Source organism: Streptomyces sp. NPDC006134, assembly GCF_040628835.1.
Classification (GTDB): Bacteria; Actinomycetota; Actinomycetes; order Streptomycetales; family Streptomycetaceae; genus Streptomyces.
In genome coordinates this window covers 58,681-76,004 of record NZ_JBEXTV010000041.1, presented here as the reverse complement: position 1 = coordinate 76,004, position 17,324 = coordinate 58,681, and the positions used below count along the sequence as shown (strand labels likewise).

The 17,324-nt window shown below is 75.0% G+C and carries 14 protein-coding genes; 8 read left to right on the top strand and 6 right to left on the bottom strand.

All coding sequences use genetic code 11. The annotated features are described in order from the left end of the window. Nucleotides 1-110 precede the first annotated feature (110 nt). Nucleotides 111-1,433: an extracellular solute-binding protein gene (locus ABZ340_RS25010; protein WP_358784053.1), complete on the bottom strand. Its 1,323-nt coding sequence runs from the start codon at nucleotides 1,431-1,433 to the stop codon at nucleotides 111-113. Nucleotides 1,434-1,929: 496 nt separating this feature from the next. On the opposite strand from ABZ340_RS25010, the gene ABZ340_RS25005 reads away from it, so the two are divergent. Together ABZ340_RS25005 and ABZ340_RS25000 are read left to right on the top strand one after the other, a co-directional pair. Beyond that, a complete protein-coding gene (locus tag ABZ340_RS25005; RefSeq protein WP_358784052.1) occupies nucleotides 1,930-2,973 on the top strand; it encodes a LacI family DNA-binding transcriptional regulator in 1,044 nt (347 codons plus the stop codon). A 239-nt stretch (nucleotides 2,974-3,212) separates the two neighbouring features. Further along, the gene (locus tag ABZ340_RS25000) at nucleotides 3,213-4,637 is read left to right on the top strand and encodes a GH1 family beta-glucosidase (protein ID WP_358784051.1); all 1,425 of its coding nucleotides are present in this window, start codon (nucleotides 3,213-3,215) and stop codon (nucleotides 4,635-4,637) included. A 164-nt stretch (nucleotides 4,638-4,801) separates the two neighbouring features. Here ABZ340_RS25000 and ABZ340_RS24995 read toward each other — a convergent pair whose 3' ends face one another. Then, the gene (locus tag ABZ340_RS24995) at nucleotides 4,802-6,298 is read right to left on the bottom strand and encodes a HAMP domain-containing sensor histidine kinase (protein WP_358784050.1); all 1,497 of its coding nucleotides are present in this window, start codon (nucleotides 6,296-6,298) and stop codon (nucleotides 4,802-4,804) included. Then, a complete protein-coding gene (locus ABZ340_RS24990; protein ID WP_358784049.1) occupies nucleotides 6,295-6,999 on the bottom strand; it encodes a response regulator transcription factor in 705 nt (234 codons plus the stop codon). Before ABZ340_RS24990 ends, ABZ340_RS24995 begins: the two co-directional genes overlap by 4 nt. Before the next feature lie 118 nt (nucleotides 7,000-7,117). Here ABZ340_RS24990 and ABZ340_RS24985 point away from each other — a divergent pair, with 118 nt between their 5' ends. Next, entirely contained in the window at nucleotides 7,118-7,684 is a 567-nt protein-coding gene (locus ABZ340_RS24985; RefSeq protein WP_358784048.1) for a hypothetical protein, read from the top strand. Nucleotides 7,685-7,756: 72 nt separating this feature from the next. Here ABZ340_RS24985 and ABZ340_RS24980 read toward each other — a convergent pair whose 3' ends face one another. Next, nucleotides 7,757-8,626: a fused MFS/spermidine synthase gene (locus ABZ340_RS24980; protein WP_358784047.1), complete on the bottom strand. Its 870-nt coding sequence runs from the start codon at nucleotides 8,624-8,626 to the stop codon at nucleotides 7,757-7,759. Between the two features lie 75 nt (nucleotides 8,627-8,701). Then, nucleotides 8,702-9,139 carry a hypothetical protein gene (locus ABZ340_RS24975; protein WP_358784046.1) on the bottom strand — a complete coding sequence of 146 codons (438 nt, stop codon included), beginning with the start codon at nucleotides 9,137-9,139 and terminating at the stop codon, nucleotides 8,702-8,704. A gap of 306 nt (nucleotides 9,140-9,445) precedes the next feature. Between ABZ340_RS24975 and ABZ340_RS24970 the strand changes: the two genes are divergently transcribed. After that, nucleotides 9,446-10,969: a hypothetical protein gene (locus ABZ340_RS24970; protein ID WP_358784045.1), complete on the top strand. Its 1,524-nt coding sequence runs from the start codon at nucleotides 9,446-9,448 to the stop codon at nucleotides 10,967-10,969. A 149-nt stretch (nucleotides 10,970-11,118) separates the two neighbouring features. Here the strand turns inward: ABZ340_RS24970 and ABZ340_RS24965 are convergent, their stop codons facing one another. Next, the gene (locus ABZ340_RS24965) at nucleotides 11,119-11,718 is read right to left on the bottom strand and encodes a histidine phosphatase family protein (protein WP_358784044.1); all 600 of its coding nucleotides are present in this window, start codon (nucleotides 11,716-11,718) and stop codon (nucleotides 11,119-11,121) included. A gap of 185 nt (nucleotides 11,719-11,903) precedes the next feature. Between ABZ340_RS24965 and ABZ340_RS24960 the strand changes: the two genes are divergently transcribed. From ABZ340_RS24960 to ABZ340_RS24945, 4 genes are all read left to right on the top strand, one after another. Continuing rightward, a complete protein-coding gene (locus tag ABZ340_RS24960; RefSeq protein ID WP_358784043.1) occupies nucleotides 11,904-12,959 on the top strand; it encodes a phosphatase PAP2 family protein in 1,056 nt (351 codons plus the stop codon). Further along, nucleotides 12,937-14,103, top strand: a complete 1,167-nt coding sequence (locus ABZ340_RS24955; protein ID WP_358784042.1) for a hypothetical protein — start codon at nucleotides 12,937-12,939, stop codon at nucleotides 14,101-14,103. Before ABZ340_RS24960 ends, ABZ340_RS24955 begins: the two co-directional genes overlap by 23 nt. Further along, a complete protein-coding gene (locus ABZ340_RS24950; RefSeq protein ID WP_358784041.1) occupies nucleotides 14,094-15,716 on the top strand; it encodes a hypothetical protein in 1,623 nt (540 codons plus the stop codon). Before ABZ340_RS24955 ends, ABZ340_RS24950 begins: the two co-directional genes overlap by 10 nt. Before the next feature lie 179 nt (nucleotides 15,717-15,895). Next, nucleotides 15,896-17,179 (top strand): AAA family ATPase, encoded by a 1,284-nt coding sequence (locus ABZ340_RS24945; protein ID WP_358784056.1) that lies wholly within the window; start codon nucleotides 15,896-15,898, stop codon nucleotides 17,177-17,179. Nucleotides 17,180-17,324 lie beyond the last annotated feature (145 nt).

Genomic DNA, 17,324 nt, shown 5'->3' with positions numbered 1-17,324 from the left:
CGCCCCGGCGCCCCCCCCCCGGGGGGCGCGCGGGCGGCCGGGGGGGGGGGGCCCCCCCCCCCCCCGGGGCGGGGGGGGGGGGGGGGGGGGCCCCCCCCCCCCGGCGGGTGTCAGCCGATCACCTTGTCGATCTCTTCGGTGGCGGACTTCCAGGCGTCCTCGGAGTCGGTGCCCCGCTGCTCCATGTTGTTGATCTCCCGGGAGATCGTGTCCTTGATCGTGGCGTCCTTCGCACCGAGGACGGCCACGGGGATGGACTTGGCCTCCTCGGCGTAGATCTGGCCGACCGGGGCGTTGTTGAAGTACGGCAGCGTCCCGTTCTTCACGTCGGGGAGGTCGTAGGCCTTCTGGTTCGACGGGAAGATGCCCGCCGCCTTGAACACGGCGGCCTGCTGCTCGGGGGCGGTCAGCCACTTGACCAGCTCGATGGCCTCCTTCACGTGCTTGCCGCTCTTGGGCACGGCCAGGAAGGAGCCGCCCCAGTTGGCCGCGGTCGAGCCGGGCGAACGGGCGATGTCCCACTTGCCCTTGTACTCGTCACCGGAGTAGGTCGCGATCTGGGCGGCCATCCAGGCGGGGCAGACCACGGTGGCCACGCTGCCCTTGCGCAGCGCCGCCTTCCAGGGGTCCTGGAACTGGGCCAGGCCCTGGGTCAGCTTCTTCTCCGCGGCCTCGGCGGCCAGGTCCCAGCCCTGCTTGACGGAGGCGCTCTCCTTGTAGATCGCCTCGCCCTCGGCGTTGTAGTACTGCTCCGGGGAGGAGCTGACGACCGCGTTGAACAGGGCGCTCGCGGAGTCCATGAAGAAGGTGCCGGACGGCGCCTTCTTCTTGTACTGCTCACCGAGCTTGATGTAGTCCTCCCAGCCGCCGTCGACCGCCTTGGCGACCTCTTCGCGGTCGGTCGGCAGGCCCGCCTTCTCGAAGAGGTCCTTGCGGTAGCACAGCGACATCGGGCCGATGTCGGTGCCGGCGCCGATGACCGCGCCGTCCTTGGTGGTGGCCTGCTTCGCCTTCCAGGAGAGGTAGTCGGCGACGTTGATGGAGTCCTTCAGGTCGACGTACTTGTCGGCCTGGGTGGTGACGATCTCGGTGATGCGGCCCACCTCGATGGCCGTCACGTCCCCGAGACCGCTGCCCGAGTTCAGCTGCTGAAGGAGCTTCGGGTAGTAGTCCTGCTCGTTGGACGAGACCTCTTCCTTCACCGTGATGTTCGGGTGGAGCTCGTGGTACTTCTCGAACAGACCGGCTTCCTTGTAGCCGAACTGCCCGTAGTCGGCCACGGTGAGCGTGATGTTGCCGTTGGAGTCGGCGGCGTCGTCGGAGCCGCCGTCGTCGCTGCAGCCGGTGAGCAACAGGGCCGAGGCCGTCAGAACCGTCGTGGTCACGGCCGCCGCTTTGCGGCCACGACCGCCGCCGGTGCGGGTGATGCGCATTCCAGTACTCCTTGTTCCAGTGGCGAACGGGACCTCAGGAAGCAGACCTCCGAAGTCCGGCGGTCCGGACCTGCCCTCTCGGTTCGAGCAGCGGCCAGGCCCACAGCACGTGGTGCACGGTGCGAAGGGTGCTGGTCAACGGGGTGTCACTTAGAGCGGAGGGAAGGGCCGTTGGTGGTGCGTTCCACACGGGAGGAACCCCCCGGACCGACCGTGGGACCGCTCCCACGCGGCATGCCGGAAGACTCCTTGCTGCCGGGCCGGGTGTCAAGAGTTGAAAACGGCGTTGTTGCGCAAGCGTGTTCCGCACGTCACGGGAATGTGTCGCCCCGCGGTCTTCCACCGGCCCGGATCCGGCCCGCTCCGTGCACGGTTTCCGCAGGTCATCGGCGGGGCGTTCTCCGGAGCCGGGCCGCGGCGCATCCCCCCGGAGGCCACCGCCCGGTTTTCTGGGTGAGAATGACGCGTCCCCCCACCGAACACCGGAAGGTGAACGATGAGCCCTGCCGAACAGCCGTCCGCGGCCGCGGACGTCCGGCGTCCGACCCTGAACGCCGTGGCCGCCCGCGCCGGTGTCGGCCGCGGCACGGTCTCCCGGGTGATCAACGGCTCCCCCAAGGTGAGCGACCGCTCCCGGGCGGCGGTGGAGCAGGCCATCGCCGACCTCGGCTACGTCCCCAACCGCGCCGCCCGTTCCCTCGTCACCCGCCGCACCGACTCGGTGGCCCTGGTCGTCCCCGAGGCCGAGACCCGGCTCTTCTCCGAGCCGTACTTCTCGGAGATCATCCGGGGCGTGTCCGCCCGGCTCTCCGGCACCGGGATGCAGCTCCTGCTGGTCATGGTGGACAACGAGAAGGAGTACGCGCGGCTCGCCACGTACCTGTCCGCGCAGCGGGTGGACGGGGTGCTGATGATGGCGGTCCACAGCGACGACACGCTGCCGGACCGGCTGGAGGAGCTCTCCGTGCCGACCGTGCTGGCCGGCCGGCGCGGTCGCCGGGAACCGCTGGGGCATGTCCGCGCGGACAACAGCGGCGGCGCCAGGGTCGCGGTCCAGCACCTGCTGGCGCGGGGCCGCCGGTCCATCGGCACCATCACCGGGCCCCTGGACATGGACGCCGCCCGGGCCCGCCTCGACGGCTACCGCGAGGCGCTGGAGGGCGCGGGCCTCACCGTCGACGAGGATCTGGTCGCCCACGGCGACTTCACGGAGGAGGGCGGACGCGCGGCCATGCGGGAGCTGCTGCGCCGGCGCCCCGGTCTCGACGCCGTCTTCGCCGCCTCCGACGTGATGGCCTCGGGCGCCGTACTGGAACTGCGCGCGTCCGGCCGGAGGGTGCCCGACGACGTGGCCGTCGTCGGCTTCGACGACTCGATCGTGGCCCGCCACATCGATCCCCCGCTGACCAGCGTCCGCCAGCCGCTGGAGGAGATGGGGCGCACCATGGCCGGCCTGCTGCTGGACGAGATCGCCCAGCGCGGCTCCGGCCACCGGGAAGTGGTCCTGCCGACGCAGCTGGTGGTGCGGGAGTCGGCCTGAGCGGGGCCCCGGCCGAGAGGGGATACCCGGCCGGGGGATGTCCGATCGGGGTTACCCGGCCGGGGGATGTCCGTTCGGGGATGTCCGGCCGAGGGGTGTCCGGCAGGGGGATGTCCGGGGTCCGGCCGGCACCGCCCGATACCGCGAGCCCTCTGCGGCCGTGCTCGGCGTCGTCACCCCCTTCCGCCGTGGGAGCGCTCCCATGCATAATGGGGCCCCCGACTCACGGGAGCGACTCCATGTCTGACCTGATGGCCGCACCTTTCCCTCCCACCTTCCTCTGGGGGGCCGCGACCTCCGCATACCAGATCGAAGGGGCGGTGCGAGAGGACGGCCGTACGCCGTCGATCTGGGACACCTTCAGCCACACGCCGGGCAAGACGGCCGGCGGCGATACCGGTGACGTGGCGGTCGACCACTACCACCGCTACCGCGAGGACGTGGCGCTGATGGCGGAGCTGGGCCTGAACGCCTACCGCTTCTCCGTCTCCTGGCCGCGGGTGCAGCCCACCGGACGCGGCCCCGCCGACCGGCGCGGCCTGGACTTCTACCGCCGCCTGGCCGACGAACTACTCGCGCACGGCATCAAGCCCGCCGTCACCCTGTACCACTGGGACCTGCCGCAGGAGCTGGAGGACGCGGGCGGCTGGCCGGAGCGGGACACGGCGTACCGGTTCGCCGAGTACGCGCAGATCGTCGGGGAGGCCCTCGGCGACCGGGTGGAGCAGTGGATCACGCTCAACGAGCCGTGGTGCAGCGCCTTCCTCGGCTACTGCTCCGGCGTGCACGCCCCCGGCCGTACGGAGCCGGCGGCCGCCCTGCGCGCGGCCCACCACCTCAACCTGGCGCACGGGCTGGGCACGACGGCCCTGCGTTCGGTGATGCCCGCCCACAACTCGGTGGCGCTCAGCCTCAACTCCTCGGTCGTCCGCCCGCTGTCGCAGCGGCCCGCGGACCTGGCCGCGGCCCGGAAGATCGACGACCTGGCCAACGGCGTCTTCCACGGCCCGGCCCTGCACGGCGCGTACCCGCAGTCGCTGTTCGAGGCGACGGCCTCGCTGACGGACTGGTCGTACGTCCGGGACGGAGACCTGGCGGCGATCCACCAGCCGCTGGACGCGCTGGGCCTCAACTACTACACCCCCGCCCTGGTCTCGGCCGCGGACTCCGCCCCGGCCTGGCCGCGCGCCGACGGCCACGGGGGCGGCGACCACTCGCCGTGGCCGGCCGCGGACGACGTGGCGTTCCATCAGACGCCGGGCGAGCGCACCGAGATGGGCTGGACGATCGACCCGTCCGGTCTGCACGAGCTGATCATGCGCTACACCCGTGAGGCGCCGGGCCTGCCCCTGTACATCACCGAGAACGGGGCGGCCTACGACGACAAGCCCGACCCCGACGGCCGCGTCCACGACCCGGAGCGCGTCGCCTACCTGCACGGCCACCTGTCGGCGGTCCGCCGCGCCCTCGCCGACGGCGCCGACGTCCGCGGCTACTACCTGTGGTCCCTGATGGACAACTTCGAGTGGGCGTACGGCTACGCCAAGCGCTTCGGCGCGGTCTACGTCGACTACGCCACCTTGGAGCGGACCCCGAAGGACAGTGCCCTGTGGTACGGGCAGGCTGCCCGGACGGGGACGCTGCCGGAGGCCGGGAAGCTGTAGCCGGCCACGGAGAACGGGGGACGGAGAGCGGGCAGCGGGACGCGGCACCCGGGGGGATGCCGCGCCCCGCTGCCGTGGGGCAGGCGCCGGTTACTGGCGGGCACCGATCGCCTTGCGTCTCGCGCTCGCCCTGTGCCTCGCGCTCGCCTCGTGCCGGCGCGTGCTCATGGCGTGCCCGCCTTCTCGCCGCGGGGGCGGCGCCGGCGTCGTACCGCACCGCGACGGCCGCGCACGGCCGGAACCCGCTCGGCCCCTCCGTTCCGCCCGGACCGCCCGTCGCGCCCATCACGCCCGTCGCGCCTGTCGCGCCCGTCGCGCCTGTCGCGCCCGTCGCGCCTGTCGCGCCCGTCGCTCCTGTCCAGTTGCAGCCATATCCGCACCTCGGTCCCGCCGAGCACGGACGCGCCGATCCGCACGTCCCCGCCCGTGGACTCCGCGAGCCGGCGCACGATGTCCAGGCCGAGGCCCGTCGACCCGTCGCTGCCCTTGCCCCGGCCGCGCGCCATCGCCGCCTCGGGATCGGGTATGCCGGGGCCCGCGTCGGAGACGAGGACGATCACCGCGTCCTCGCCGTTGTGCACGTCGACCGCGAAGGCGGTGCCCTCCGGGGTGTGCCGGAAGACGTTGCCGAGCAGGGCGTCGAGGGCCGCCGCCAGGTCGGCGCGGGCCACGGGGACGCGCACCGGCCGGTCGGCGCCGGCCACGCGCCAGGTGCGGCCCTCGTCCTCGGCGAGCGCGGACCAGAACGCCATCCGTTCGCGGACCACCTCGGCCGCGTCGCATCCGGCGCCGGGACCGGCCGCGGTCGTCTGCGGCTTGGCCTCCCGCGCCGTACGGATGATGGTGTCCACCTCCCGCTCCAGCTGCTCGACCGCGGCCCGGGTCTGCTCGGCGGCCGGGCCGTCGCCGAGGGAGGCCGCGTTGAGCCGCAGCACGGTCAGCGGGGTGCGCAGCCGGTGGGACAGGTCGGCGGCCAGCTCCCGCTCGTTGGCGAGGAGCCGGACGACCTGGTCGGCCATGGAGTTGAACGCCACCGCCGCGAGCCGCAGTTCGGCCGGCCCCTCCTCGGGCACCCGGGCGCCCAGCTTGCCCTCCCCCAGCTCGCGCGCCCCCTTCACCAGGCGCCGGGCGGGTTGCACCATCCGCACGCCGAGCCGGTCGGCGACGGCGACCGAGCCGACGATCAGCGCCACCCCGACCGCGGCGAGCACCGCCCAGGCCGTGCCGACGCCGTTGGTGACCGCCGCCTCGGCGACGTACACCTCGACGACGGCGATCTTCCCGGTGCCGAGCGCGACCGGCTGCAGCACCGCCGACCCGCCGGGCACCTCGGCGGTGGAGACCCGTCCCAGCCTCCGCACGGCCTCGATGTCCTCGCCGGTGGCGCGCCGGCGGCCGACGTCGACCGCGCCGGTCCGGCCGGACGCCGGTATGTGCACCGCCATCCCGGTGTCGTAACCGGCGGCGGCGACGACCCGTTCGAGCTGCGCGCGGTCGGTGGTGATGGACAGCGCCGGGGCGACGGCCGCGGCCTGGCGCTCGGCGTTGGAGAAGGCGCGGTCCCGGGCCATCTCCCGGATGACGAGCCCGAGGGGGACCGCGAAGGCGACCACGACCATGACGGTGACGGCCAGCGACACCTTGACCAGCGCCCACCTCATCGCGACCGCTCCTCCCCGGGCGGCTCCAGCTTCACGCCGACGCCCCGCAGGGTGTGCAGATAGCGCGGCCGGGCCGCGGTCTCGCCCAGCTTCCGCCGCAGCCACGACAGATGGACGTCGATGGTCTGGTCGTCGCCGTAGGACTGCTGCCACACCTCGGCCAGCAGTTCCCTGCGGGGGACGACCACACCGGGGCGGCCGGCCAGGTAGGCGAGCAGGTCGAACTCGCGGCGGGTCAGGTCCAGCCGGACGCCGTCCAGTTCGGCCTGGCGGCGCAGGGGGTCCACGGTCAGGCCGCCGACCCGGATCACCGTGGACGGCGGTGCGTCCCCGGCTCCGGACCGGGCGCGGCGCAGGACGGCCGCCATCCGCGCCGACAGGTGCTCCACCGAGAACGGCTTGGTGAGGTAGTCGTCCGCCCCGGCGTTGAGCAGCCGGACGATCTCCGCCTCGTCGTCGCGGGCGGTGGCGATGATCACCGGGACGTCCGTGATGCCGCGCAGCATCTTCAGGGCCTCGGACCCGTCGAGATCGGGCAGTCCGAGGTCCAGGACGACCACGTCGAAGCGGAAATGGGCGACCTCGCGCAGCGCCTCCAGCGCCGTCCCGACGCTGCGCACGAGGTGCGAGGCGTCGGTCAGGTGCCGGATGAGCGCCGAGCGTACGAACTGGTCGTCCTCGACCACGAGCACACGTGCCATGAGCGGCACCGTACGTCATGTCCGCACGGCCGGTGCGAGCCCTGTGGACAACTCCGGCTCTGTGGACAACTCCGGCCCGTCTCCGGCCGGGTGGGGCGGGTGAGGCAGGATGACGGTGATGCGCAGAGGACTCGTACACGTACTGGCCTGGCTGCTCGCCACGGGCGCGGCGGTCACGCTGTCGTGGTGGGGTGTCCACACGGTGATGGCCGGCACGGCCTACGACGCGCCCCGCGCCCTGCCGGTCACGGCGGCCGGGGCGACCGTGTCCCGGTCGCCGCGGCCGGTGGCGCCGACGCCGCCGCCGTCACCGGCCGGAAGCCCGTCGCCCGCGCCCAGCGCCTCGCCCCGCGAGCCGAGCCCGGCACCGACCCGGACGGCGACCGCGTCCCCCGCCACCCCCACCGCCCCCGCCACCCGCGACCCCGCTCCTGCCCCTGCCCGTACGTCCCCGGCCGCCTCGGGGCGGATCCGCGGCTACGACACCGAGGGCGGGCGCGTGGTGTTCGACCTGGGCCCGGCCTCCGCGTCGCTGGTGTCGGCGACACCGGGCGCCGGCTGGTCGATGCAGGTGTGGAAGACCGGGACCTGGATCCGGGTGGAGTTCACCTCGGGTGCCGAGCGGGTGTCGGTGTTCTGCTCCTGGCATGACGGCCCGCCGCGGGTGGAGATCGGAAGCTACTGATCCGCCGGAACCGGCAGACCCACCGGAACCGCCGGAACCGGCAGACCCGCTGGACCTGCCGGACCCGCCGCGTCAGCGGAACACGGACGGGGGCGGCGCCGGTGACGCCACCGCCACGGCGTCCGTCACGGGGACGGCCCCGCCGGTGAAGTCGGTCAGCGCCCTGCCGTGCTCCACGCGCGCGGGGTGCGGGTCGGAAGCGGCGCGGCGGGTCAGTTCGGCGACCGGCAGGGGATGGCCGGAGGCGGCGAGGACGGCGTTGCCGAAGCGCTTGCCGCGCAGTACGGCCGGGTCGGCGATCAGCGCCAGCTCGGGGAAGCGGGCGGCGGCGGTGGCGATCTGCCCGCGCAGGTGCGCCAGCGGCGGGCCGTCGGCGAGGTTGGCGGCGTACACCCCGCCCGGTGCCAGCGCCCGGCGGACCTCGTCCAGGAACTCGGCCGACGTCAGATGGGCCGGGGTGCGGGCCCCGCTGAACACATCCGCGATGACCAGGTCCGCCCATCCGTCGGGCACCTTGGCCAGACCTTCACGGGCGTCGGCGGACCGCACCCGGATCCGGGCGCCCGGGTCCAGTGGCAGCTCCCGGCGGACCAGGTGGACGAGGGCCGCGTCCCGCTCGACGGCCTGCTGGGTGGAGCGGGGGCGGGTGGCGGCGACGTAACGGGCGAGCGTGAGGGCGCCGCCGCCGAGGTGCACGGCGCGGACGGGTCTGCCCGGCGGGGCGACGAGGTCGATGACGTGCCCGAGGCGGCGCTGGTACTCGAACGACAGGTATGCCGGGTCGTCGAGGTCGACGTGCGACTGCGGTGCCCCGTCGATCAGCAGCGTCCAGGCCCGCGGCCGGTCCCGGTCCGGTACGAGCTCGGCGATCCCGCCGTCGACCTGCTCGACGACGGTCTCCGCCGTGCTCCGCCCGCGCCGGGCGTTCCTGGACTTTCCCATCCGGCCATTATCGGGCCGGGCGTCCGTGCCGGGCGGCCGGGCACCGGCGCGCGGTGGCGCGCCCGGCCGCGCCGCTCAGCAGCAGCCGTCCGCCGCCGCGATCAGCCGGGCCGCCTCCCCGAGGGCCGCCCGCAGCACGGCCGGGTCGGTCGCCGGGTCGGCCTCGCCGGGCGGCAGCAGCCAGCCGGAGCCCTCCAGCGGCGGCACGGGGGCCAGGCTGAAGCCGCGGCCGTCGGTCTTCGTGCAGGTGCTTCCGGGGACGTCCCACGCGGCGGCCGTGCCCGGCGGCACCAGGAAGCCCAGGGTGTCGCGGCCGTCGTCGTGCAGGACGGGGCCGACCGCGTCACCGGCGCCGCGCCGCAGGATGTCGACCGCCTCCAGACCCTGGCGCGTCGGCACGGTCACGACGTCGCAGGCGGCTTCCGCGCTCGGCGGTGCGCTGCCGTGCGGAGCGGACGCGTGTGCCGCCGCCGACGGCGGTCTGCGAAGGTCGTCGATCCGGCTGGTCTCCATCCCGGCCTCCACCTCGGAACCCCTTCTCGGTCGAGCGGTCGGGAGTCGGGGGCCTCCCGGTCCACGGGGTTCAACGTCTCAGGGCGTCAACGGCTACGGGGCAATTCCGCCACAAAGGATGGCACTTCATGGCAGATGACGGACGAGATGCGCGGTTCGCCGTCAAACCTCGCGTAGCGGACCCGTCACAGCGGGTACGTTCGTGCCCCGCCGGAATCGGGACACCCACGGGCGACCGGCCCGTCGTGGCCCTGGATCGTCCCGGGTCCGGCATGGTTCGACGGTTCGCACGGAGAGGACCCGGCCATGGCGTCGTCGACGGTGACCTCCGGCCGGCCCGGCCGGCCACCGCAGCCGAATCTCGCCTTCCGGCGGTTACGCGGGCAGCGCTCTCCGGCGGAGTTCGCGGCGGCGGTCCGCCGGGCCGCCCGGGAGATCGGTGAGCGGGTCGGCTGCGACGCGCGGTACATCGGCCGGGTCGAGTCGGGCGAGATCCGCTGCCCCAACTACGCGTACGAACGGGTGTTCCTGCACATGTTCCCCGGCCGCACGCTCACCGATCTGGGGTTCGCACCCCGCTCGTCCGTCCGCGGACGCCGCGCGCGCACCGGCGACGAGACGCAGAACCCACGCGACACGTACGACACGTACGACCCGCGCGGCACGTACGACCCGCCCCGCCCGCACGACCCCGGCCATCCGTACGGCCCCGGCCATCCGCACGGCACGTACGACGACCACGAGGAGAGCGACGTGCTGCGTCGCGCGTTCATGACCGGCGGGGGCGCCACGGTGGCCGCCGCCTCCCTGGGCCCCCTGGGCCTCGTCCTCGACGCCGCGGCGGCCCAGCGCCCCGTGCGCCGTGCCGGGGCGAGCGACGCGGGCGCGCTCGAGGAAACCGTCCGCCGGATCCGGCTGCTCGACGACCGCCACGGCGCCGACGGCCTCTACCAGCGCGCGGCCGCCCCGCTGCGCGCCGCGTACGCGCTGCTGGACGCCGGCGCGACCCGGCAGACGACGGCGGACCGGCTCGCCGCGGGCGCCGGCGAACTGGCCCTCTCCGTGGGCTGGCTGGCGCACGACTCTGGCCGTTTCCCCGACGCCCGCTCCCACTACGCGGAAGCCCTCGCGACCGCCCGGACCACCGGGGACGCGGCCCTGGAGGCACACGCCTTCTGCAACACGGCGTTCCTCGCGCGGGACGCGGGCCGGCCACGCGAGGCGGTCCGGGCCGCGCAGGCCGCGCAACGCGTCGCCCGGCCTCTCGGCTCCGCCCGGCTGCTGTCCCTGCTCGCGCTGCGCGAGGCGGGCGGCTGGGCGGGGCTCGGCGACCGCGCCGCCTGCGCGCAGGCGCTGGCCCGCGCGCGGGCCCTCCACGAGCGGGGCCCCTCCGACGCCGATCCCGAGTGGATGAGCTTCTACGGGGATGCCGAGCTGGAGGGACTGGAGGCGCAGTGCTGGTCGGCGCTGGGCGAGTGGGCCAGGGCGGCGCGGCACGCGGAGCGGGCCGCCGGTCTGCAGGACCCGCACTTCACGCGGAACATCGCGCTGTACACCGCCGAACTGGCGGACGACCTGGCCAGGGACGGGCGGCCGGACGAGGCGGCGATGGCCGGGACGCGGGTGCTGGGCCTGCTGGAGGAGGTCCAGTCCTCGCGCGTGCACACGATGCTGGCGGGCACGGCGCGGGTGCTGCTGCCGCACCGGCGCGCTCCCGGCGTGGCGGCGTTCCTGGACCGGTACGAGGCGCGGGCGGAGACGGAGGCGAAGGCGAAGGCGAAGGCGGCAATGGTGACGGAGACGGAGACGGGCATGAGGGGCGGCGGGTGAGGGCTGGCGCCCCCGTAGGGCCCCATCTCAGGGCCCAGTCACAGGACCCCGCAAAGCCCTGTCTCAGGGCCCAGTCTCAGGACCCCGCAAAGCCCTGTCTCAGGACCCCCCACAGGGCCCCGTCTCAGGGCCCTCGCCCCAGGCCCCCGTCACTCCCCGGCCAGGTGCCCCAGGTCGTTCCAGCTCTCGATCGCCGGTTCCCCGTACGCCCAGCCCAGGATCGACAGGGACGTCGGGTTGAGGCGGATGCGGGCCGCGAAGTCGAGCGGCAGGCCCAGCCACCGCGCGCCGATCGACCGCAGGATGTGGCCGTGGGCGAAGACCAGGACGTCACGGTCCCGCTCGCGCGCCCACGCGACCACCTCGTCGGCGCGCGCGGTGACGTCCGCCAGGGTCTCGCCCTCGGGGACGCCGTCGCGCCAGATCAGCCAGCCGGGGCGGACGGCCTGGATCTCGGCCGGGGTCATGCCCTCGTAGGCGCCGTAGTCCCACTCCATCAGCGTGTCCCAGGGCCGGGCACGGTCGCCGAAGCCGGCGAGTTCGCACGTCTCGCGCGCGCGGGAGAGCGGGCTGGTGCGGACCTCGACGTCCGGCAGCCCGCCGAGGGGCGCCCGGTGCAGGCGCTCGCCCAGCAGCTTGGCGCCGCGGCGGCCCTCCTCCAGGAGCGGCACATCGGTCCTGCCGGTGTGTCTGCCGGACAGCGACCACTCCGTCTGTCCGTGCCGGGCCAGCAGGATGCGCGGTGCCATGGGAAACCTTTCCGGGTGATTTTCGGGGCGGACTCTTCCATCATCGCGCACGCCGTGCATGGGCAACCCGGCGGGCGATCTCGGCGTCTATCCGGTCCGGGGGCGCTCCGGGACGGGGCGCACGTACGCCGTAGAGTGGCACGACCGGCCTGCCGGGCGCGTGTGAGAAGGGGGAGGGCGATCGGATGCCGCACACCGAGACACCGGGCACCGGAGCCGCCCCGGCCGCCCGGCCTCGCTGGTGGACCGAGCTGCCGCTGATCGTCCTCGTGTACGCCTGCTACTCGGCGGGCCGGCTCCTCGTGGGCGGCGACGTCGCCGACGCCGTCGGCCACGGCCTGGCGATCCTGCGCGTCGAGCAGGCGCTGCACCTCAACGCGGAACATCCGCTGAATCGTCTCTTCACGCGTGAGCCCTGGCTCGGCATACCGGCCGACTTCTGGTACGCGTCGCTGCACTACCTGGTCACGCCCGCAATCCTCGTGTGGATCTTCCGTTCGCGCACCGCGCACTACCGCGCCGCCCGCACCTGGCTGATGACGTCCACCTTCATCGGCCTGATCGGCTTCACGCTGCTGCCGACCTGCCCGCCCCGCCTCCTCGACGCCGGCCACGGCTTCGTCGACACGATGGCCCACTACAGCGCGTACGGCTGGTGGGGCGGCGAGGCGAGCGCGCCGCGCGGGCTGGGCGGGATGACCAACCAGTACGCGGCGATGCCGAGCCTGCACGTGGGCTGGGCGCTGTGGTGCGGGGTGCTGCTGTGGCGGTACGGGGGGACGCGCGCGGCGAAGGCGGCCGGCGTCGTCTATCCGCTGGTGACGACCGTGGTGGTCATGGGCACGGCCAACCACTACCTGCTCGACGCGGTGGCGGGCGCGGCCGTGATGGGGCTGGGCCTGCTGCTGGCGCCGCGGGTGATGGGGTGCGCGGACCGGGCCAAGGCGTGGTTCACCGCCCGGGTCGCTCTGGCCTCCCGGGTCGCCCCGGACGCCCCGGACGCCCCGGACGCGGCGGTCGCGGCGGTCGCCGCCCCGGGCGCGCACACCGTCCCCGGCACGGCGGTCACCCCGGCCACGGGCGTCTCCGCGGACGCGAAGTCCCCGAATGTCAGTGGTGGATGCCAGACTTCCGCGGGTGAGCGAATTCCACGGCAGCGCGAGCAGCGGTTCCCGGCGGCAGCCGAGCCCGACACCTCTCCCGCGGACGCGGGGGGCGGTGCTCCGGCACCGGTTCGCTGAGCTGCGCGGTCCCGACGTACCGGCCAAGGCGCTGGACGCGCGCGCCCTGGCCGCCCTCGCCGCGAACCCCGGGTGCAGACGGCGCGCGCTCCTCGACGGAGCCGGGGTGGACAAGGCGGCGCTGGCGAACGCGCTGGGCTCGCCGTCGGCCTTCGGGCAGTCGCAGTTCGCGTTCATGCGGGGCAACGCGTTCGAGGCGCGGGTCAAGGCGGACGGCGGCGCGGAGCTGCTGCGGCTCGCGCACGAGCGGCTGGACCCGGGCGCCGAGCCGCCCACGCGGGCGCAGGTGCCCGATCTGTCCGCGGCCGGCCCGCAGGGCCGCGTGGCGCGTACGGCGCTGGCGCTGCGCGAGGCGACCGAGGCATCCGGGACGGACGGGGCGGGCGGGTGGACCCTGCTGGACCACCCCATGCTGGCGCTGGAGGTCGCCGGTTCCCCTGCCTTCCTGGAACCGGACGCGGTGGTCGTGCACCCCGACGGCAGCTGGACGGTCGTCGAGATCAAGTCCTTCCCGATGCTGGACGGCGCCGCGGACCCGGCGAAGGTCGGCGCCGCGGCACGGCAGGCGGCGGTGTACGTGCTGGCGCTGGAGGAGGTGGCCGCCCGCCTGGCCCGGGAAGGCGTGCCCCCGCGGGTGCGCCACCGGGTGCTGCTGGTATGCCCCAAGGACTTCTCCAACCTGCCCACCGCCTCCGCCGTCGACGTGCGCAGGCAGCGCGCGGTGACCGCCCGTCAGCTGAGCCGCCTCACGCGCGTGGAGGAGATCGCCGACGCCCTGCCCGAGGGCACCTGCTTCTCCCCCGAGCTGCCCGTCGAGGAGCTGACGGCCGCGGTCGAGGCGGTCCCGGCGACGTACGCGCCCGAGTGCCTGTCCGCCTGCGACCTCGCCTTCCACTGCCGCGCCCGCGCCCGCGAGGGCGGCGCGGTGACCGCCCTCGGCCGCCCGGTCCGCGCCGAACTGGGCGGGCTGTCCTCGGTCGAGGGCGTCCTGGCGGCGGCCCGCGGGGAGGCCGGTGACCCGGACGACCCGGCGGTGGCGGCGCTGCGCCGCGCGGCGGCCCTGCGGGCGGAGGCACTGGACACCGCCCGCGCGCGGACGCTTCCGGCTCCTTCCGCCGGGCCGGAGGTGGCGCTGTGTCACTGATCACCACCCTCGCCCGGCTGGAGGCGGTGCGCGCCGGCCGGGCCCAGCCCGCCGCCACGGTCCGGCACCGGCACCTGTCCGCCCGGCCGCTGGTGTTCGTGCCCCTGACCACCGCCGGTGAGGCGGGCGCCCCGCTCGGCGCGCTGGTCGGCACCGACCGGGACGCCCCGCGCCTGCTGGTCGTGCCGCAGCCGCGCGACCGCGACCTCAGGTTCGCGTTCCTGGCCGAGCTGGCGGACGTCGTCCTGCCGTACGTGGAGTCGTACGCGGACGCCGTGGAGGCCGCCGAGCGGACCGAGACCGACCCGGAGACCGGCAAGCGGGTCAAGGTCGAGACCGAGCTGTGCGCGGACGCCGCGCAGCTGGTCGTGCCGAGCCGCGCGGGCATCGACTTCGTACGGCTGCTGGGCCGCTCGATGCGTTTCCGGCGGACGGCGGAGCAGGACCCCGAGGCGCCCTACCCGGCGCCGCCGAGGGTTCCGCTGCTCGGGCGGTGGCTGACCCACTACGGGGAGCGGGCCCGCGTACCGGGCTCGTCGCTGCTGCTGGCCATGACGGACCTGCTGGCCCGGCACTGGGCGAGTGGGCAGTCCTCGCTGGAGGACCAGCACCTGGGGGCGCTGCTGGCCTGGATCGACCCGCCCGAGGGGATGTCCGGCGCCGAGGCGGCGCTGCGGGCCGAGCACGCGCGGGACGCCGCCGGCCAGCTGCTGTGCCCGCCCGCGGGCCCGGCCACCGACCCGGCGTTCGACAACCGGCTGCTGGCCCCCGCCATCGAGCGCTACGACCGGGCCCGTACGGCGCTGGCCGCCGCCGAGGACGGTCTGGAGGCGGACGAGCGGCTCGGTGCCGTCACCGCCGCCGAGCGGGAGATCCGCGCCCTGGTCGAGAGCCGGACGCGGCCCACGTGGGACGCGGTCTGGCGAGGCCTGGACCTGCTGCGGACCCTGCCGCCGGGGGCGCACGTCGAGGAGCGGTGGACGCGCGACCGCTGGTCGTTCACCGGGCACCGCGACCGCATCGCCGCCGGGGAGCCCCCGCAGCCGCGCCGCGACGACGCGGTCACCGCCGCGAACAAGCTGGCCACGCGTGAGCGCGAGCAGGCCCGGCTGGAGGCGCAGGAGGCGCTGGACGATCCGCTGGTGATGGCCGGGCGGCGGCTGGCCGGGGAGGCGTTCGCCGGGGAGGTCACGGACGTCGTCATGGCGTACGGCGAGGGCAAGCGGCCCAGCCCGCGCCCGCTGGTCACCGTGCGCACGGACGACCGGCCGCAGCTGGGCGAGCGGACGAAGGTGTACCGGTCGCTGGGCGGCAGGCCGCAGGCGGCCGAATTCGTGGAGTTCGTGGAGTTCGCGGGGTACGACGGGCAGGGCGAGGGGAGCGTGGGCGTCGTCCTGCGGATCGTCGACAAGATGGGCCGGGGCAAGGAGCCCGAGGCCGGGAGCGTGCCCGAGAAGGGCGACCGGGTGTGCTTCACGCTGTTCGAGCACGAGCAGCGGGGCGGTGCGAAGCTGCCCGACCCGGAGCAGACCCCGTGGACACACGGCGGCCCGCCCGGCGAGCAGGCCGCGCCCGAAGCAGCCGACCCCGTGACGGAGGAGGACGTCCTGTGACCACCGAGACCACCCTCGGCTCCGAGACCACCCCCGGCTCCGAGACCGCTCTCGGTCCCGCGACCGCTCTCGGTCCCGCGACCGTTCTCGGTCCCGCGACCGCCCCAGGCTCCGCGGGCGCCCACGCCCCCGGTTCCTCCTTCGATCCGGGCGCGGAGGCCGCCCGTGCCACGGAGGCGATCCTCCGCGACACCCTGCACGGCGCCGAGCGCGGCGTCGTCGTCGACTCCCCGCCCGGCGCCGGCAAGTCCACGCTGGTGGTGCGGGCGGCGCTGGAGCTGGCCGAGGCCGGGCGCCCGCTGATGGTGGTGGCGCAGACCAACGCCCAGGTCGACGACCTGGTGCTGCGGCTCGCCGAGAAGAACCCCGAGCTGCCGGTGGGCCGGCTGCACAGCAGCGACGCCGACCCGTACGACAAGGCGCTGGACGCCCTGCCGAACGTACGCACGTCGGCGAAGGCGGCCGGCCTCGCCGGGCTGCCCGTCGTGCTGTCCACGGCCGCCAAGTGGGCGCACGTGAAGGTGGACGAGCCGTGGCGGTACGCCATCGTCGACGAGGCGTACCAGATGCGCTCGGACGCGCTGCTCGCCGTGGCCGGGCTGTTCGAGCGGGCGCTGTTCGTGGGCGACCCGGGCCAGCTCGACCCGTTCTCGATCGTGGGCGGCGAGCAGTGGGCGGGCCTGTCGTACGATCCGTCGGCCTCCGCCGTCAGCACCCTGCTCGCGCACAACCCGGGCCTGCCGCAGCACCGGCTGCCGGTGTCGTGGCGGCTCCCGGCGTCCGCCGCGCCGCTGGTGTCGGACGCCTTCTACCCGTACACGCCGTTCCGCAGCGGCACCGGCCACGGCGACCGGCGCCTGGCCTTCGCCGTCCCCTCCGACGGCTCCGGGCCGGACCGGGTGATCGACGAGGCCGCCGCCTGCGGCTGGGGCCTGCTGGAGCTGCCGCCGCGGCACACCCCGCGCACCGACCCGGAGGCGGTGCGGGCGGTGGCGACGGTGGTCCGCCGCCTCCTGGACCGGGGCGGCGCGGCGACCTCCGAGCGCTCCCCCGAACCGGCGCCCTTGACCGCCGGGCGCATCGCCGTCGGCACCGCGCACCGGGACCAGGCGGCGGCGGTGCGGGCCGCGCTGGCGGAGCTGGGCGTCACCGGCGTCACCGTCGACACGGCCAACCGGCTCCAGGGCCGCGAGTACGACGTGACGGTCGTCCTGCACCCGCTGTCCGGCCGCCCCGACGCCACCGCCTTCCACCTGGAGACCGGCCGCCTGTGCGTGCTGGCCTCCCGCCACCGGCACGCGTGCATCGTGGTGTGCCGGGCCGGGGTGGACGAGCTGCTGGACGACTACCCGTCGACGGAGCCGGTGCAGCTGGGGACGGTCGTGAAGTTCCCGGACGGCTGGGAGGCCAACCACGCGGTCCTGGCCCACCTGGCTGAACACCGGGTGCCCTGGCGTCCGTGACCGCCGCACACCCGCACACCACGGGGACGCGACCGCACCACCGGGGCCCCCTTGCGCGGGCGCGGGACAATGGACGGTGGCCCACCGCCCCGGGGGCACCCCTCGCTCGCGGGGAAGGGCCAGTCACGACGTACGAGAAGGAGAA

Bases quoted from the DNA above. Each gene is read 5' to 3' on its own strand.
- ABZ340_RS25010 (WP_358784053.1), bottom strand. From the start codon at position 1,433: ATGCGCATCACCCGCACCGGCGGCGGTCGTGGCCGCAAAGCGGCGGCC.
- ABZ340_RS25005 (WP_358784052.1), top strand. From the start codon at position 1,930: ATGAGCCCTGCCGAACAGCCGTCCGCGGCCGCGGACGTCCGGCGTCCG.
- ABZ340_RS25000 (WP_358784051.1), top strand. From the start codon at position 3,213: ATGTCTGACCTGATGGCCGCACCTTTCCCTCCCACCTTCCTCTGGGGG.
- ABZ340_RS24995 (WP_358784050.1), bottom strand. From the start codon at position 6,298: ATGAGGTGGGCGCTGGTCAAGGTGTCGCTGGCCGTCACCGTCATGGTC.
- ABZ340_RS24990 (WP_358784049.1), bottom strand. From the start codon at position 6,999: ATGGCACGTGTGCTCGTGGTCGAGGACGACCAGTTCGTACGCTCGGCG.
- ABZ340_RS24985 (WP_358784048.1), top strand. From the start codon at position 7,118: ATGCGCAGAGGACTCGTACACGTACTGGCCTGGCTGCTCGCCACGGGC.
- ABZ340_RS24980 (WP_358784047.1), bottom strand. From the start codon at position 8,626: ATGGGAAAGTCCAGGAACGCCCGGCGCGGGCGGAGCACGGCGGAGACC.
- ABZ340_RS24975 (WP_358784046.1), bottom strand. From the start codon at position 9,139: ATGGAGACCAGCCGGATCGACGACCTTCGCAGACCGCCGTCGGCGGCG.
- ABZ340_RS24970 (WP_358784045.1), top strand. From the start codon at position 9,446: ATGGCGTCGTCGACGGTGACCTCCGGCCGGCCCGGCCGGCCACCGCAG.
- ABZ340_RS24965 (WP_358784044.1), bottom strand. From the start codon at position 11,718: ATGGCACCGCGCATCCTGCTGGCCCGGCACGGACAGACGGAGTGGTCG.
- ABZ340_RS24960 (WP_358784043.1), top strand. From the start codon at position 11,904: ATGCCGCACACCGAGACACCGGGCACCGGAGCCGCCCCGGCCGCCCGG.